Source organism: Curtobacterium sp. MCBD17_019, assembly GCF_003234555.1.
Lineage (GTDB): Bacteria > Actinomycetota > Actinomycetes > Actinomycetales > Microbacteriaceae > Curtobacterium.
In genome coordinates this window covers 58432-74133 of sequence record NZ_QKTT01000013.1, presented here as the reverse complement: position 1 = coordinate 74133, position 15702 = coordinate 58432, and the positions used below count along the sequence as shown (strand labels likewise).

Sequence of the window (15702 nt, the reverse complement as noted above, 5' to 3'; positions counted from 1 at the left end):
AGTGCGCATGCGGGCGCGTGCGCACTTGTCGTCGGCATGCGCGGTTCCCGTGCGTCAGGCCGCGTAGCCGCCCGACGCGATGTCCTCGACGAGCGTCGGACCCGTCGGTGTCCAGCCGAGGACCTCCTGCGTACGGGTGCTGCTCGCCGACAGGTCCATGCCGAAGAACATCCCCATGAAGCCGAAGTGCTCCTGCGCCGCCGCGGGGTCGATTGATTCGACGGGGAGGCCGTCCGCACCGCCGATGGCCTCCGCGATCGCCTTCGTGGGGACGCCCTCTTCCGCCACGATGTGCAGAACGAGGCCCGGCGTCGCCTGCTCGAGGCCGAGACGCACGGCCCGCGCGGCATCCCGCACGTGGACGGCTGCCCAGCGGTGCTCGCCGTCGCCGATGTACGCGGCCGATCCAGCACGACGGTCGGCGTCGGCGATGATCTTGACGAAGCCGTGGTCCCCGGCCCCGTGCACCGACGGCGCGAAGCGCAGGCTCACGGGGACGACGCCGTGCTCCGCGAACTCGAGCGCGAGGTTCTCCGTCCCGCCGCGCGGTGCGTCCGGCCCGTGGCTCGGGTTCGGGTCCGCCTCGGTCGCAGGACGCCCGGGGGTCAGCCCGGCGACGCCCGCCGCGACGAGGAACGGCTTGCCCGTGCCGACGAGCGTGTCACCGATCGTCTGCACGGCCGCACGCTCGGTCCGGTTCGTCCCGGCCTGGTCCGACCAGTCGTGCTTGTTCGCCAGGTGGATGACGGCGTCGGCGCGCTGGCTGCCGGTGCGGAGGGCGTCGAGGTCGTCGAGGTCGCCGCGGAGGACCTCCGCTCCCTTGCCCTCGAGGCTCGCGGCTGAGGCGTCCGATCGTGCCAGGCCGATGACCTGGTGTCCGTTCGCGAGCAGCTCGTCCGTGACTGCGGTCCCGATCCAGCCCGATGCTCCTGTGATGAAGGCGCGCATGGCGTGGCCTCCTCCCGGTCGCGGACGCGCCGCGACCCTCGATGTCAGTGTCTGACATGGACAGTACCACCGAAGTCAGTCGCTGTCATCAGTATGATCGTCGGATGGTTCGATGGACACCCGGGACGCGGGATCGGCTCCGCGACGCTGCCCTCGAGCTCTTCGCTCAGCAGGGCATCGAGGAGACGACCGTCGCCGAGATCGCCGCTGCCGTCGGGGTGACCGAGCGCACGTTCTTCCGCCACTTCGCGGACAAGCGCGAGGTCCTGTTCGCCGGGCAGGAGCACTTCCAAGCGGCGTTCGTCGACGCGGCCGCCGGAGCGCCTCGGGACACCACGCCGCTCGAGGCGGTCCGCCTCGCGGTGATCACGGGAGGGTCCTGGTTCGAGGACGATCACCGCGCGTTCTCCCGCCGCCGACAGGGCGTCATCCTGGCGAACTCCGGCCTGTACGAGCGGGAGCTCCTCAAGATGGCGGCGCTGTCCCGTGCCATGCGTGACACACTGCGCGCCCGTGACGTCGACGAACCCACAGCGACGCTCGCGGCCGAAACCGGCACGATGGTGTTCCGACTCGCGTTCGAGCAGTGGATCGCGGACGACGAGACCCGTTCGGTGCCCGAGATCGCCCGAGAACGCTTCGAGCAGCTCGACGCCCTCCACGCCGCGGACTAGCGTCGCACCCTGCGCCGCACCTGTCCTGAACCGGATCGCAACGCGGCGAGCGGCCTCGCGGCACCCGTCGGACGACGACTGACCCGAGCGCGGCCAGGAACACGAGGTCCGGCGGAGCGTAAGCGCTCGAGCTCGCCTTCCGGGTCGAGGCACCACCGGCGCGCGCGATGGTGGTCCCGCCTCCCGGTCTCGAGGACGCGTTCCCAGTCGTCCCGCCCTGGTCGGACTCCGCCGAGGAGGATCGCCCACTCGGTCGCGTCCTCGAAGCACATCCTCGGCGTTCGCAGATGCTCCTTCACGACCTCGCGGCTCCCGCACAACTGCAGGTGGAGGTGCGGAAGTCGGTAGGTACTCCGACCATCGGGGTGCCAGTGCATCAGGGACACCTCTTCCGCGCGCAGGACGAAGCGGTACCGGTAGGCGGACGTCGACACGCTCCACCCGCGCGGGCGCTGTCGGAGCAGATAGTGCATCTACGCGTCCAGACGCATGCCGCTCCCGAGGTCCACACCCTTGCCGCCGTTGAGGTCCCCGGCTCTCGTTCGGCCCGGGTCACTCGGCGCCACGCCGGTCGTGATCTTCGCAGCGGTGGGCAAGCAGGCAACGGCTCGACGCAGCGGCTCCATGAACCGCTCGACGGCCTGCCTTGGTGTCCGTGCTGCCACGGGTCAGTCAGCGAACGGAAGCATGAGGATCAGGCGGATGATCTGATCGTCGTCGATGCCGTCGTAGGCACCAGCTTCGAGCCGTGCCCGAAAGGTCTCGAGCGGAATGCCGAGCGTCTCGCGCACGGCTTCGTCCACCATCGCCCGCCCCTGCTCCGCCGTCAGTTCTTCGACCACCACCGTGTCGAGCGTTCCCGGTTCCATGTCACTCCCCCGCGACCAGACCCCCTGGCCCTCATCGCGATGGAGCCTATGCCGCGAACAGCGGCACCCCAGCATCGCGTGTATGTCGTACATCGGACAGCCGCGAGCGGACGAGGGGTGGGGCGCGGCTGGCCGCTGACCTCGCCCGTCCGTTCCGGAGCCGAGAGGACGCGCCGCCACGGAGGACGTGGTGTGCTCCCGAACGACGGATCAGCTGTCGGACGACGACCAGGTCGTCGGTGTGGACGGACGCAGCACCTGCCGGGGCATGCAACGACGAACCCGATGTCGGACGACGATCGGTTCGTCGAAAACTGGCGGAAGGGGGTGCGGGGCGGAAGGGGTGGGGCGGGCGGGGGCTACAGCGCCGCCACCCACTCGTCCGTCCCGTCGGTGAACCGCTGGTGCTTCCAGATCGGCACCTCGTCCTTGACCCGGTCGACGAGCGCGGAGCACGCCGCGAAGGCCTCGGCCCGATGCGGTGACGCCACGACGGCCGCGAGCGCGACGTCCCCGACGACGAGGTCCCCGACCCGGTGCAGGACCCCGATCCGGACACCGGGGTGCTCCCCTGCGATCGCCCCGGCAACCCGCGCGATGACGGCCGCGGCCGTGGGGTGCGCCTCGTACCCGAGCGCGTGCACGCCCTTGCCGCCGTCGTGGTCGCGCACGACCCCGGCGAAGGTCACGACCGCACCGTCGGCGTCGGTGGGGACCACGGCCTCCAGCTCGGCGACGCTGATCGCGCGGTCGACGACGTCGGCGCGCACGACGACGTCGGCGCCCACGACGGCGTCGGGGAGGCCCGGCTCGCCCCCGCCACCGGACCCGGCTCGGTCAGCACCATCGACGGGGAGGCCCGGGGCCGCGTGCGCCCCGCCGCGCTCGTCGCTCACGACGCACCTCCGGCACCGCGGGGCGCGTGTCCCTCGCCGGCGACCTGGTCGAGCAGGTGGTCGAGCACGCCGTCGATGACGTCCAGGCCGTCGCGGACACCCCCGCGCGACCCGGGCAGCGTGACGACGAAGGTCCCGCCCGCGGCGAGGCCGGCCACACCGCGGGTGAGCAGGGCGCGGGTCGATGCCTGGGCCCCGCGCCGACGGAGCTCCTCGATGATCCCGGGGATCTCGAGGTCGATGAACGGCGCGACGGCCTCGGGTGTGCGGTCGGTCGGGGTGACACCGGTGCCACCCGTGAGCACGACGATCCTGGCGCCGCCGGCGAGTTCGGCCGCGACGATGTCGGCGATCGGGCCGCCGTCGGCCACGATGACAGCGCTCTCGACACTGAGCCCGCGCTGCCGCATCCAGTCGCAGATCACGGGGCCGGTGGTGTCGAGGGACTCGTCCGCGGCGGCCTGGGTGGACACGACGACGACGGCACCGCGGCCGCGACCGGCGGAGGACGTCCCGGACCCGGCTCCGGCCGCAGCCCCGGTCCCGAAATCGGCCCCGGCGGCGTTCGCCGGCGTCGGCGCCCCGGTCGCCGGCACGTCCCCGCTCACGACGCGCTCCAGTCGCCCGAGCGGCCGCCGTGCTTCTCGAGCACCCGGACGTCCGTGATGACGGCGCTGCGGTCGACTGCCTTGACCATGTCGTAGACGGTCAGGGCCCCGACGCTCGCGCCGGTGAGGGCCTCCATCTCGACGCCGGTGCGGGCGGTGGTCCGGACGGCGACGGTGACGACGACTCGGTCGTCCTGCCCCGTGACCTCGACCTCGACGCCGCTGATCGGCAGCGGGTGGCAGAGCGGGATGAGGTCGCTCGTGCGTTTGACGGCCATGATCGCCGCGATGCGGGCGGTGCCGACGACCTCGCCCTTCGGGAGCGTGCCGTCGAGGATGCGGGCGACGACGTCCGGTCGGGTGACGAGCGTCGCCGTGGCCGTGGCGGACCGTGTCGTGACGTCCTTCCCGGAGACATCGACCATGTGCGCCGAGCCGTCGGGGCGGACGTGGGAGAGCGAGTCGGTCATCGGATCCTCCAGGTGATCAGGACGTCGCCCGGCGACACGGTGTCCGTGTCGACGGGGACGTGCACGAGGTGCGTCGCCTCGGCGAGGTGCGCGAGCAGGTGGGAGCTCGGTCCGCCGACGAAGCGGATCGTGCCGTCCTCCACCCTGCCCCGTCGGATCTGGTGTTTCCCGGACGGTGACGCGGCGGCCTCCCCGGCGGGGAACGACTCGGCCGGACGGTCGGGCAGGCCGGCGTGGCGGGCGAACACGGGGCGCAGGAACACCTCGAACGACACGAGGGCCGACACGGGGTTGCCGGGGAACGCGACGACGGGGACCGCCCGGTGGCCGAAGGGCACGGAGCCGAACGCCTGCGGCCCGCCGGGCTGCATGGCGACCCCGGTCACGGTGAGTCCGGCGGGCTCCAGGGCCTCGCGCACGACCTCGAACGCGCCCATGCTGATCCCGCCCGTGGTGACGACGAGGTCGGCCCAGTCGCCGACGGCCGCGGTCACCGCGACCCGGAACCGGTCGACGTCGTCGGGCACCCGGACCGCGCGGGTCTCCGCGCCCACCTCGGCGAGCGCGGCGCGGAGCGCGGCACCGTTCGCGTCGCCGATGGTCGCGCCCGCCACGCCGCCGCGGTCGGCACCGGCACCGCCGGCACCATCGGGCGGTGCGACCTCCGAGCCCGTCGACACGACGAGGACGCGTGGTCGCCGGACGAGCGTCACCCGCTCGACCCCTGCGGCGGCGAGCAGACCGAGCAGGGCGGGCGCGCACGCCGCCCCGGCGGTCGCGAGCACCCCGCCGACCGGGAGGTCCGACCCCCGTCGCCGCACGAACGTCCCGACCGCGGGTGCCTCGGCGATGGTCACGGTCGGCAGGTCGAGCGCGGCGGGGAACCGGCCGGGCGGGACCGCCTCGACCGGCACGACGACGTCGGCACCCGCGGGGACGGCCGCCCCGGTCATGATCGGCGCGGCCGTGCCGGGCGCGAGCGGCGGCGGGGAGGCGCCGGCGGCGATCGGGGCCACCACGCGGAGGGGGACGCCGGCGTCGGCGGCGCGGAGCGCGAACCCGTCCATCTGACTGTTGTCGAACGGCGGCAGGTCGATCGGGGCGGTGATGCCGACGGCGAGGACGCGGGCGGCGTGCCCGGCGAGGGGCTCCGCGGCGAGGTCGTCGACGAGCCGGTCCTCCCGGCCGCCCGGCGCCACGGCGAGTGCCGCGAGCACGGGGGCGACGAGGTCCGCGATCGCGAGCCGGTGGTCCTCGATGGTGCGCATCGTGCTCCTCGTCGTCCGGATCGTCCGGGCTGCTGGAGACATGCCTAACGTCAGCCGAACGTCTGCCGATAGCGTAACCGGGACCTCGCTCTGCCCCCGGAAGGACGCCACCACGTGGACAGCTCCACCCCGCTCGACGATCCCCACGCCGACTCTGCAAGCACACCGACCGACGCCGTGCCCATCGGCGTGATCGGCGGGTCCGGCCTGTACTCGCTGTTCGCCGAGGGCACGGCGACCGAGATCGAGGTCGACACCCCCTACGGGCGCCCCTCGAGTCCGATCACCGTCGGCACCATGGCGGGGCGCCGGGTCGCGTTCCTCACCCGGCACGGGCGGGAGCACTCGGTGCCGCCGCACCGGATCGAGTACCGGGCGAACGTCTGGGCGCTGCGGTCCCTCGGCGTGCGCGCGATCGTGTCGAGCTCGGCCGTGGGCGGTCTGCACCCCGAGTACCCGCCGGGGACCTTCGTCGTGACGGACCAGGTCATCGACCGGACGTGGGGGCGGCAGGACACGTTCTTCGACGAGGGCGGCGTCCAGCACCTGTCGTTCGCCGACCCGTTCGACCCCGTGCTGCGGCGCATCGCGGTGCGGGCGCTGACCGATCTCAGTGTGCCGTTGCAGCCGACCGGCACCTGTGTCGTCATCCAGGGCCCGCGGTTCTCGACCCGCGCCGAGTCCGTGTGGATGCGCGAGGCGGGCGGTCACACCATCAACATGACGATGTCACCCGAGGTGCAGCTCGCCGCCGAGCTCGGCATCGGGACCGTGAACCTGTCGTTCGTGACGGACGCCGACGCCGGGCTCGCGCCGGCCGAGGAAGCACCGGCCGCCGACGCAGGGGCCGACGCGGCGCCGGCCGACGACACCGGCGCCGTGACGCACCACCTCGTCATGGAGCGCCTCGCCGCGGCGAACGCGGTCATCGTCCACGCGATCGAGGCGATCGTCGGCGCGGTGCCCGACGACCACACCCCGCGCGAACTCGTGCCGGCCGAGGCGTCCGCGTCGGTCATGGCGCGGGCGGTCCGGGCATGACGGACGGCACCACGGCCTCCCGGCCGCACGGCGAGCACCTGCTCGTGACCGGCGGCGCGGGCTTCATCGGCTCGGAGATCGTGCGGCGCGCCGTCGCCGCGGGGTACATGGTGCGCGTGCTCGACTCGTTCCGCCCGGACGTCCACGGCGATCCGACGGGTCTGGTCGAGGAGCTCGACGCGCTCGGGGTCGAGGTCGTCCGCGGGGACGTGCGCGACGCCGACGCGGTGGACGCCGCACTCGTGGGCATCGACGTCGTGTGCCACCAGGCCGCCAAGGTGGGGCTCGGCGTGGACTTCCAGGACGCCCCGGACTACGTGTCGAGCAACGACGTCGGGACGGCGTCCGTCCTCGCCGCGATGGACCGCGCGGGCGTCGACCGGTTCGTCGTCGCGAGCTCGATGGTCGTCTACGGCGAGGGCGCCTACCGGACCTCCTCGGGGGACCCGGCGCGCCCGCCCGCACGCCGCCGCGAGGACCTCGACGCCGGCCGCTTCGAGCCCATCGGGCCGGACGGGCACCCGCTCGTGCCGGAGCTCATCGACGAGTCGGCCGCCCTCGACCCCCGGAACGTGTACGCGCAGACGAAGGCGGCGCAGGAGCACCTGGCGTCGTCGTGGGCCCGTGCGACCGGCGGCCGGGCGATCGCCCTGCGCTACCACAACGTGTACGGCCCGGGCATGCCCGCGAACACGCCGTACGCCGGCGTCGCATCGCTCTTCCGGTCCGCGATCGCCCGGGGCGAGGCACCCCGTGTGTTCGAGGACGGCGGCCAGCGCCGCGACTTCGTGCACGTCGCCGACGTCGCGGACGCGAACATCGCCGCCATCGCCGCCACGCGCACCGCGTCGCCGGACAGCTTCGCGGCCTACAACGTGGGCTCCGGCCACGTCCACACGATCGGTGACATGGCCGCCGCGATCGCCGGTCCGGACGGGCCCCAGCCGGTCGTCACCGGGGAGTACCGGCTCGGCGACGTCCGGCACGTCACGGCGTCGTCGGCCCGCATCGCGCGGGAGCTCGGCTGGTCGGCGCAGGTCGAGTTCGTCGCCGGGATGCGCGAGTTCGCCTCGGCGCCACTCCGGGCCGCGGTTCCGAGGGACACCACCCCGGGCACGACGGACGCCGCCACGGTGTCGACCGAGGCCTCCGCGGTTCCGACGGACGCCACCGCGGGCACGAGCGAGGACGATCAGGGCGGCTCGGAGGAGCCTCCCATCGATCTCCCGGCCCGCACCGAATGACCGGCATGACCGTCGACGTCGTCCTCCCCTGCCTCGACGAGGCCGAGGCGCTGCCCAGCGTCCTCACCCGCCTGCCCGATGGATACCGCGCGATCGTGGTGGACAACGGCTCGACCGACGGGTCCGCCGAGGTCGCCCGCGCGCACGGGGCGCTCGTCGTCACGGAGCCCCGACGCGGGTTCGGGTCGGCCTGCGCTGCCGGGGTCGCCGCCGCCACCGCCGACGTCATCGCGTTCTGCGACGCCGACGCCTCGATGGACCCGATGGACCTCGTCCCGCTCGTCGCACGGGTCACCGAGGGCCGCACGGACCTGGCTCTCGGCCGCCGACGTCCGACCGGGTCCGGCGCCTGGGCCGCGCACGCCCGGTTCGCGAACGTCGTCCTCGCCCGGCTCATGCGCGGTGCCACCGGGTACCGCCTGCACGACCTCGGCCCGATGCGGGCGATGTACCGCGAGGGTCTCGTCGCCCTCGACCTCCAGGACCGCCGGAGCGGCTACCCGCTCGAGATGGTCCTCGCCGCGCACCGCGCCGGATGGCGCGTCGACGAGTCCGACATCGGGTACGCGCAGCGCATCGGCGACAGCAAGGTCACGGGCACCCTGCGCGGCACCGTCAACGCCATCCGCGACATGTCACGGCTCCTCCGCCGGTACCGACGGGAGGACCGGCTCGACCCCGCACGACCGACCCACCTCGACGACGGGACCGCTGCGCGGACCGCTGCCGCGCCTCCCGACCGGTCGACGGGCGTCCAGTCGGCGGGAGCGGACGCGACGGAGGTGCGCGCGTGACGACCGTGGTGCTCATCTGCAAGGAGTGCGTGCCCGGCCGTGTGAAGACGCGGCTCACGCCTGCGCTCTCGCCGGTCGAGGCGGCCCGGGTCGCCGCGGCGAGCCTCGACGACACGATCGCCGCCGTGCTCGCCATGCCCGCCGAGCGACGGGTGCTCCTGTTCGACGGCGAGCACGTCCCCGCCGCAGCGGCGCCCTTCGACGTCCTGCACCAGGTGCGGGGCGACCTCGACGAGCGACTCGCGGCCATGTTCGACACCGTGGAGGGTCCCACCCTGCTCGTCGGCATGGACACGCCGCAGCTCACGTCCGCGCACGTCGCCCCCGTGTTCGTCCGCGGCACCGACGGCCAGGAGGGCGCTGACCACGACGCGTGGTTCGGACCGGCCGCGGACGGCGGGTTCTGGGGCCTGTGGCTCCGCGAGCCGCGCGGCGACCTGGTCCGCGGCGTCCCGATGTCCCGCGACGACACCGGCGCGGTGCAGCTCGACCGGCTCCGCGCCGCCGGGCTGCGCGTCGGTCTGCTCGACGAGCTCCTCGACGTCGACACGATCGCCGATGCCGACGCGGTCGCCACGCTCGCGCCCGAGTCCCGGTTCGCGGCGGCGCTCGCCACGGTGTGCGAGGACGACCCGGACGCCGGACGCGACCTCGAGGAGGCACGGCGATGACCACCGACACGATGCTCACCACCGGCGGCAGCCACGGAGGCGACGACCGCGACGCCGCGTTCGGCGCCGGCGGCGACGAGCCGTACGCGCAGGCCCTCGCGACCGACGGCCACATCCGGCTCCGCGACCCCGACCGCCCGGGACACGACGTGACGTTCGACGTCGGCCGCTGGAACGCTCCCGCCGACGAGGTGGACCTGTCCCTGCTCGAGGTCGTCGACGGTCCGCTCATCGACATCGGTTGCGGCCCCGGGCGGATGCTCGTCGCGGCGGGCCGGTTCGGGATCCCCGCACTCGGGGTCGACGTCTCCCCGGCTGCGGTCTCGATCGCCCAGCACGCCGGCGGCCGCGCGATCCAGGGTTCCGTGTTCGACCCCGTGCCCGACGAGGGCCACTGGGACACCGCGCTCGTGATCGACGGCAACATCGGGATCGGCGGGGACCCCGCGGCGTTGCTCGAGCGGTGCCGGGCGATCGTGCGCCCCGGCGGTCGGATCATCGTCGAGACGAACGCCGACCCGGACGCCGACCGCACCTACGACGCCCGCGTGGTGGACGCCGACGGCCGGACGAGCTCGGAGTTCCCCTGGGCCGAGGTCGGGCAGCGTGCGCTCCGCCGCGACGCCCGCGTCGCCGGGCTCAGGGAGTCGCAGCGCTGGACGGTCGCCGGTCGGTCGTTCTGCGAACTCCGCCGCCCCTGATCGACTGCACCGCCCCCCTTCCGTCCCCTTCCGTCCCCTTCCGTCCCCTTCCGTCCCCTTCCGTCCCCTTCCGCGAGATCGCAGTCGTTGCCGTTCTGGAGGTGCCCAGAGCAGCAACGACTGCGATCTCGCGGTCAGGGGAGGCCGGGGCCGGCCGGGCCCGAAGGGCCGGAGGCGCCGGCAGGGCCGGAGGCGCCGACCCCGCCGACGCGGCGGCGCCGGGCGCCGCGGAGGCCCACCGCGACCGCGCCGACCGCCACGACCCCGAGCACGACCTCGGCGAGCACGAGCCGGAGCGTGTAGTCGAACGGCACCACGGTCGGGTTCTTCTCGTGGTGCGTCGCCTGGATCTCGGGCAGCACCACGAGGGCGAGCACCGCTCCGACGACGACGGCGACCTGCACGACGACGAGCGTCCACCCGGGCAGACGTCGCCCTGCCTTCCGCAGCAGCACCCCGACCAGCACGACGAACGGCGAGAGCACCCCGTCATGGAGCACCACGGCGCCGATGAGCCACCACAGGAGCCCGACCGCCTTGTGCGGCCGCTCGACCGAGCCGAGCGTCCAGGAGCCGAACGCGAGGACCGCGACCCCGACGAGCACGAGCACGAGCCGGGCGATGCGGACGCCCCGAGCGGTGGTGGGTGCGGTGCTCACGAGGTCACCTCGATGCTCGAGAGCCACTTCGTCTGGAGCACCCCGGGCCGACCGGGCGCGATGATCCGTGCCGGGTAGCCGTGGTCGAGCGGGAGGTCCGCGCCGTTGACCTCGAGCGCGACGAGCGTCGTCGGATCGGCCGTGTACTCCGCGCCCATCTCCATCACGCGGTACCCGCCGTGTCGCTCGAGGCTCGTGACCCGCAACGTGCTCGCCGCGGGGGCACCGACGGCGTGGACGAGGTCGCGGATGCGGACGCCGCGCCAGGTCGCCATCTGGCTCCATCCCTCGACGCAGGCGATCGGCAGCTCGACCGTGACGAGGTCCATGGCTCGCAGGTCCGCCCGCGAGAAGCGCTTGCGGACGCCGTTCGCGGACACCGTGAGCCCCCAGTCCCCCGCGCGGGCGGTCTCGGTCACCCCGGCGGCGTGGGCGGTGCGGTTCACGGGCAGGCCGGCCGGGCCGAGCCCACGCTGCCGCGGCGCGAAGAGGGTGAACGGTTCGCCCAGGCGGGAGGACTGCCCGACCGTGAGGACGACGACCGCGGCCACCGCGCCACCGACGGCGGTGAAGAACCCGCGGCGCGCCAGGCGCTGCCGGCGTCCGTCCTGCGATGCGGCCGGAGGCTCGTCGCCGTCACCCGCGCGGCCTCGCGGACCTCCGGGGTCCGCGTCGATCCACCGGAGGAGTCGGCCCGTGACCCCGCGGGTCGGCGCGGCGGACGACTGCCGGGCCTCCCGGCCGGAGCCCGCGCGAGCCGGCGCGGCGCCGTCGCCCGCGGGCACCGGGTCCGGCACGAGTTCGCTGCGCACGGCGGGGTCGACGACGAACCGGTCCTCGGCGTCGTAGGAGTCCCGCGCGCGCCAGTACCGGACGATGAGCGGGAGCTTCGCGCCGATGTGGATCGCGAGCGAGCCGATGAGCACGTACGACAGCGCGTAGTGCGTCTGCCGGAACGAGAACGGCCACGGGTACCACTGGTACGTGTTGACGAGGCCGGTGAGCACCTGGACGACCGCCGCCGACACGAACACCGTGATGGAGGCGCGTTCCAGCAGGTGCAGCGGCCCGCGGAGCGGGGGGTCCTGGACGAGCGCCGGCATGACCGTGTTCAGCTTGGCGAACAGGAGCGGGATGATCGCGATGCCGGTCGTGATGTGGAGGCCCTGCGTGAACTGGTAGAGCCGGGCCGGCTGCGTGGGGAACGTCATCCAGGGCAGCGGGTCCTGCAGGAAGTGGCTCCACAGTCCGGTCGCGAAGCACACGAGGAACGCGATGCCGAGCAGGCGCCCGAGCACGACCGCGGACCGGGCGTTGCGGTTCGGCGACGCCAGGCCGCGGCGGAGGTCACGGAGCAGCCGACGCACGGCGTTCATCCTGGCATCCCCTCCGGGCCGATCACGGTGGAACCGCCGGATGTGATGCCGCCGGGTGCCACTACGCTCGTCGCACCATGCCCCGAGCCCCGCGCCGCACGAGCACTGAGCGTCCCATCCGCCTCGGCGCCGTGCTCGCCACGCTCCCGGCCGCGGTCACCGTGCTCGTGCTCGCGGGCGTCATCGCCTGGGGCATCACGCATCTGGGGTTCCTCCGTCCGGGTCATCGCACTCCATTCGTCACGTGGACCTGCATCGCTTGGGCGGTCTTCGTGCTCGGTGTCCTGCTGCTCCGCGTCGTGCCACGGCGGGCGGTCACGGCGGTGGTCCTCGGTGGCGCGGTCGTCGTCGGGGTCGCGGCGTTGGCCGGGCCGCCGGACACGAGCTCGGACAGCGCGCGGTACGCGTGGGACGGCATCGTGCAGCTGCACGGTCTGTCGCCCTACGCGCACACGCCGTCGTCCCACGTGCTCGCGGGCATCCGGCCGGACTGGCTCTTCGGGCACCCGACCCCGCACGTGGTGCAGAGCCCGGACGGCCCCACGTACTGCCCGGGGGACCGCATCCAGACCGCCCACGACACCGCCACGGACGCGCGCCTCTGCACGCCGATCAACCGGCCCTCGGTACCGACGATCTACCCGCCCATGGCCGAGCTCTGGTTCGCCCTGGTCCGCAGCCTGGTGCCCGTGACGGCGACGTACTGGCCGATGCAGGTCGCGGGCCTCGCCGTGTCGCTCGGGGTCACCGTCGGCCTGCTCCTCGTGCTGCGGCGCGCCCGCGCCGACCTCCGCTGGGCGGCCCTGTGGGCGTGGTGCCCGCTGGTCGCGTCCGAGGCGGTGACGAACTCGCACGTCGACGTCCTCGGCGCCGCGCTCGTCACGGTCGGCGCGGTGCTCGTCGCGTTCGGCCGTCCGGTGTGGGGCGGGATCGCGCTCGGTGCGGCGACGAGCACGAAGCTCATCCCCGCGATCGCGTACCCGGCCCTCCTCGGACGCCGCCGCTCGTGGTGGGCGCTGCTCGTCGGGGTCGCGGTGTTCGCGGTGCTGTACGTGCCGTACGTGGCGACCACGGGCCTCCGCGTGCTCGGCTACCTGCCCGGGTACCTGTCCGAGGAGGGCTACGACGACGGCTCCCGGTTCGCCCTCGTGTCGCTGGTCGCCCACGGGAACGCGGCGATCGTCGTCGTCGGCGTGGTGGTGCTCCTGGCAGCGGTCGTCGCCTGGCGCGTCGCCGATCCCGCCCGGCCGTGGAGCGGCGAGGTGCTCGTGATCGGGGTGACCCTGCTCGCCGTGAGCCCCCGCTACCCCTGGTACGCGCTGCTCCTCGTGCCGTTCGTCGTGCTGTCCGGGCGGTGGGAGTGGCTCGCGGTCGGACTCGCGATCACGGTCCGGCAACTGCACCCGTCGGTCGACACGTTCCGGTGGACCCTCGCGGCGGCGGTGGCGCTCGTGCTCGTCGGAACGCTGGTGCGGACACCGCGTTCGGACTGGGTACGCTGGCGCGCCCGTTTGTCCCCCGAACGCCACGCCCCCGTTCCGGGGGGTTCGGATCCGGACCGGCTCGTTTAGGCTCATCCGGACCGTTGGGGCGGCAGAGGGAACCGCCCATGATCAGGGAGTTCCGACTTGCGACCCAGCAAATTCTCAGGGGTGGTCGCTGCCGCGGCAGCCTGCACGGCCGTCGTCCTCGGCGGCCCGCTGCTGACCGTCACCAGTGCGGCGGCAGCCACCAGCACGGCCACCACGAGCACCAGCGCCACCACCACGACCACCACCGCGGGCACGGCGGCGACGCCGTCCGCCTCGGCGACGGCCGGCGTGCCGGCGACGCCGTCCGCGAGCGCGTCGGCGTCGCCGAGCGCCGCCGCGACCGCCGGCGCCACCGCCTCCGCCAGCGCCACGGCGCCCGCGAGCGCCGACGGGTCGGCCACGGGCGACGGCGACCCGTCGCTCGCCGAGATGAACGCCGCGGGCAACCACACGATGGGCTCGACGATCGCGGCGAACACCGGCGCGAACGTGTCCGGCGGCCTCATGCACGCGAACGCGGCGAACTCGTCAGCGGTCTCGGGCACCGACGGGTTCGACATCAGCGCGTGGCAGACGAACAGCAGCATCAACTGGTCGTCCGCCTACAACAAGGGTGCGCGGTTCGTGTACATCAAGGCGTCCGAGTCGACCTCCTACACGAGCAGCCAGTTCGCGTCGCAGTGGACCAGCGCCACGAACGCCGGACTCATCCGCGGGGCGTACCACTTCGCCGTGCCGAACAAGTCGAGCGGTGCGACGCAGGCCACCTACTTCGCGGCGCACGGCGGCGGTTGGAGCGCGGACGGCCGGACGCTGCCCCCGCTGCTCGACATCGAGTACGACCCCTACACCGGCACCGACGGCACGAACACCTGCTACGGCCTGAGCGCCTCGGCGATGGTGTCGTGGATCCGGGACTTCTCGAACACGATCAAGGCGAAGACCGGCGTCCTGCCGGCGATCTACTCGACCACCGACTGGTGGAAGACGTGCACGGGCAACAGCGCGGCGTTCAGCGGCAGCCCGCTGTTCATCGCCCGCTACCCGAGCAGCCTGTCGTCCGGGGCGGGGACGCTCCCCGCGAGCTGGACGAAGTACGCCATGTGGCAGTACGCCGACGCCGGCGTGTTCGCGGGCGACCAGGACGTCTACAACGGCACGCTCGCCCAGCTGCGGCAGTTCGCGTCGGGTGGCGGTGGCTCCGCTCCGGCGATCCCGGCCGTGACCACGGTCGGCAGCTCCCTCAGCGCGGGTGCGCAGCTGAACGGCGGGCAGGGCATCACGTCGGCGAACAAGCAGTACACGCTGAGCATGCAGGCCGACGGCAACCTCGTCGTCTACGGCATGAACCGCGCGCTGTGGTCGAGCGGCACGAGCGGCAAGCCCGGGGCCTACCTGAAGATGCAGGCGGACGGCAACCTCGTCGTGTACCTGGGCAGCAGGGCGATCTGGGAGAGCCACACCTCGAACAAGCCGGCGAACAAGCTCACCATGGAGGACAACGGGGACCTGCGGCTCGAGAACGGCAGCACGCTGTACTGGCACACGGGCCGCAACGGCCGCGACACGATGACGCCGACCTCGACGCTCACCGCCGGCCAGTACCTGCTGTCCCAGAACGGCAAGAAGCAGTTCATCGTGCAGGCGGACGGCAACGTCGTGGTCTACAGCAGCGGCAAGGCGACCTGGGCGTCGCAGACGTCGAAGAAGGGCGGCACGACGCTGACCCTGCAGGCCGACCAGAACACGGTGCTCTACAACAGCGCCGGGTCCGCGCTGTGGTCGACGAAGTCGAGCAAGTCCGGTGCGACGCGACTGGTGATGCAGGACGACGGCAACCTCGTGCTCTACAAGGGCACGAAGGCGGTCTGGGAGTCCCACACGTCCGGACGCTGACACGCTGACCCGCTCCGACCCACCTGGTCGGGCGGTCGCCCAGGAGGCCCGGCCC

Annotated in this window: 17 protein-coding genes; 8 read left to right on the top strand and 9 right to left on the bottom strand. The window is 73.4% G+C overall.

The window, feature by feature from the left end; all coding sequences use genetic code 11:
* Positions 1-54 precede the first annotated feature (54 nt).
* Entirely contained in the window at positions 55-948 is an 894-nt protein-coding gene (locus DEI82_RS12555) for an SDR family oxidoreductase (protein ID WP_111037100.1), read from the bottom strand.
* 104 nt (positions 949-1052) lie between these two features.
* On the opposite strand from DEI82_RS12555, the gene DEI82_RS12550 reads away from it, so the two are divergent.
* The gene (locus DEI82_RS12550; protein ID WP_111037099.1) at positions 1053-1622 is read left to right on the top strand and encodes a TetR/AcrR family transcriptional regulator; all 570 of its coding nucleotides are present in this window, start codon (positions 1053-1055) and stop codon (positions 1620-1622) included.
* 668 nt (positions 1623-2290) lie between these two features.
* Here the strand turns inward: DEI82_RS12550 and DEI82_RS12545 are convergent.
* The 5 genes from DEI82_RS12545 to glp all read right to left on the bottom strand — a co-directional run bounded on the left by DEI82_RS12545 (position 2291) and on the right by glp (position 5733).
* A complete protein-coding gene (locus tag DEI82_RS12545; RefSeq protein ID WP_146242912.1) occupies positions 2291-2491 on the bottom strand; it encodes a hypothetical protein in 201 nt (66 codons plus the stop codon).
* Between the two features lie 359 nt (positions 2492-2850).
* Positions 2851-3387, bottom strand: a complete 537-nt coding sequence (locus tag DEI82_RS16405) for a molybdenum cofactor biosynthesis protein MoaE (RefSeq protein WP_309146650.1) — start codon at positions 3385-3387, stop codon at positions 2851-2853.
* Positions 3384-3995 carry a molybdenum cofactor biosynthesis protein B gene (locus DEI82_RS16400; protein ID WP_258372058.1) on the bottom strand — a complete coding sequence of 204 codons (612 nt, stop codon included), beginning with the start codon at positions 3993-3995 and terminating at the stop codon, positions 3384-3386. Before DEI82_RS16400 ends, DEI82_RS16405 begins: the two co-directional genes overlap by 4 nt.
* Positions 3992-4465, bottom strand: a complete 474-nt coding sequence (gene moaC / locus DEI82_RS12535; protein ID WP_111037097.1) for a cyclic pyranopterin monophosphate synthase MoaC — start codon at positions 4463-4465, stop codon at positions 3992-3994. The genes DEI82_RS16400 and moaC overlap by 4 nt, the downstream gene beginning before the upstream one ends.
* Positions 4462-5733, bottom strand: a complete 1272-nt coding sequence (gene glp / locus DEI82_RS12530; RefSeq protein ID WP_111037095.1) for a gephyrin-like molybdotransferase Glp — start codon at positions 5731-5733, stop codon at positions 4462-4464. The genes moaC and glp overlap by 4 nt, the downstream gene beginning before the upstream one ends.
* A gap of 114 nt (positions 5734-5847) precedes the next feature.
* Here glp and DEI82_RS12525 point away from each other — a divergent pair, with 114 nt between their 5' ends.
* The 5 genes from DEI82_RS12525 to DEI82_RS12505 are packed head-to-tail and all read left to right on the top strand — an operon-like array spanning position 5848 to position 10184.
* Entirely contained in the window at positions 5848-6774 is a 927-nt protein-coding gene (locus DEI82_RS12525) for an MTAP family purine nucleoside phosphorylase (protein ID WP_111037093.1), read from the top strand.
* Positions 6771-8018, top strand: a complete 1248-nt coding sequence (locus tag DEI82_RS12520; RefSeq protein WP_111037091.1) for an NAD(P)-dependent oxidoreductase — start codon at positions 6771-6773, stop codon at positions 8016-8018. Before DEI82_RS12525 ends, DEI82_RS12520 begins: the two co-directional genes overlap by 4 nt.
* Positions 8019-8023: 5 nt before the next feature.
* Positions 8024-8812: a glycosyltransferase family 2 protein gene (locus DEI82_RS12515; protein WP_309146649.1), complete on the top strand. Its 789-nt coding sequence runs from the start codon at positions 8024-8026 to the stop codon at positions 8810-8812.
* Positions 8809-9483 carry a DUF2064 domain-containing protein gene (locus tag DEI82_RS12510; protein WP_111037087.1) on the top strand — a complete coding sequence of 225 codons (675 nt, stop codon included), beginning with the start codon at positions 8809-8811 and terminating at the stop codon, positions 9481-9483. The genes DEI82_RS12515 and DEI82_RS12510 overlap by 4 nt, the downstream gene beginning before the upstream one ends.
* Positions 9480-10184 (top strand): bifunctional 2-polyprenyl-6-hydroxyphenol methylase/3-demethylubiquinol 3-O-methyltransferase UbiG, encoded by a 705-nt coding sequence (locus tag DEI82_RS12505; protein WP_258372057.1) that lies wholly within the window; start codon positions 9480-9482, stop codon positions 10182-10184. The genes DEI82_RS12510 and DEI82_RS12505 overlap by 4 nt, the downstream gene beginning before the upstream one ends.
* A 134-nt stretch (positions 10185-10318) precedes the next feature.
* Here DEI82_RS12505 and DEI82_RS12500 read toward each other — a convergent pair whose 3' ends face one another.
* Positions 10319-10843: a hypothetical protein gene (locus DEI82_RS12500; RefSeq protein ID WP_111037085.1), complete on the bottom strand. Its 525-nt coding sequence runs from the start codon at positions 10841-10843 to the stop codon at positions 10319-10321.
* Complete coding sequence (locus DEI82_RS12495) at positions 10840-12219, bottom strand: molybdopterin-dependent oxidoreductase (protein WP_258372056.1); 1380 nt, start codon at positions 12217-12219, stop codon at positions 10840-10842. The genes DEI82_RS12500 and DEI82_RS12495 overlap by 4 nt, the downstream gene beginning before the upstream one ends.
* Before the next feature lie 77 nt (positions 12220-12296).
* Between DEI82_RS12495 and DEI82_RS12490 the strand changes: the two genes are divergently transcribed.
* Positions 12297-13790 carry a glycosyltransferase family 87 protein gene (locus DEI82_RS12490; RefSeq protein ID WP_111037083.1) on the top strand — a complete coding sequence of 498 codons (1494 nt, stop codon included), beginning with the start codon at positions 12297-12299 and terminating at the stop codon, positions 13788-13790.
* A 2-nt stretch (positions 13791-13792) separates the two neighbouring features.
* Here DEI82_RS12490 and DEI82_RS16395 read toward each other — a convergent pair whose 3' ends face one another.
* Positions 13793-14230, bottom strand: coding sequence for a hypothetical protein (locus DEI82_RS16395; RefSeq protein WP_220037274.1), 438 nt, complete (start codon positions 14228-14230; stop codon positions 13793-13795).
* Here DEI82_RS16395 and DEI82_RS12485 point away from each other — a divergent pair.
* Positions 14205-15647 carry a GH25 family lysozyme gene (locus DEI82_RS12485; protein WP_220037273.1) on the top strand — a complete coding sequence of 481 codons (1443 nt, stop codon included), beginning with the start codon at positions 14205-14207 and terminating at the stop codon, positions 15645-15647. The genes DEI82_RS16395 and DEI82_RS12485 overlap by 26 nt on opposite strands.
* Positions 15648-15702 lie beyond the last annotated feature (55 nt).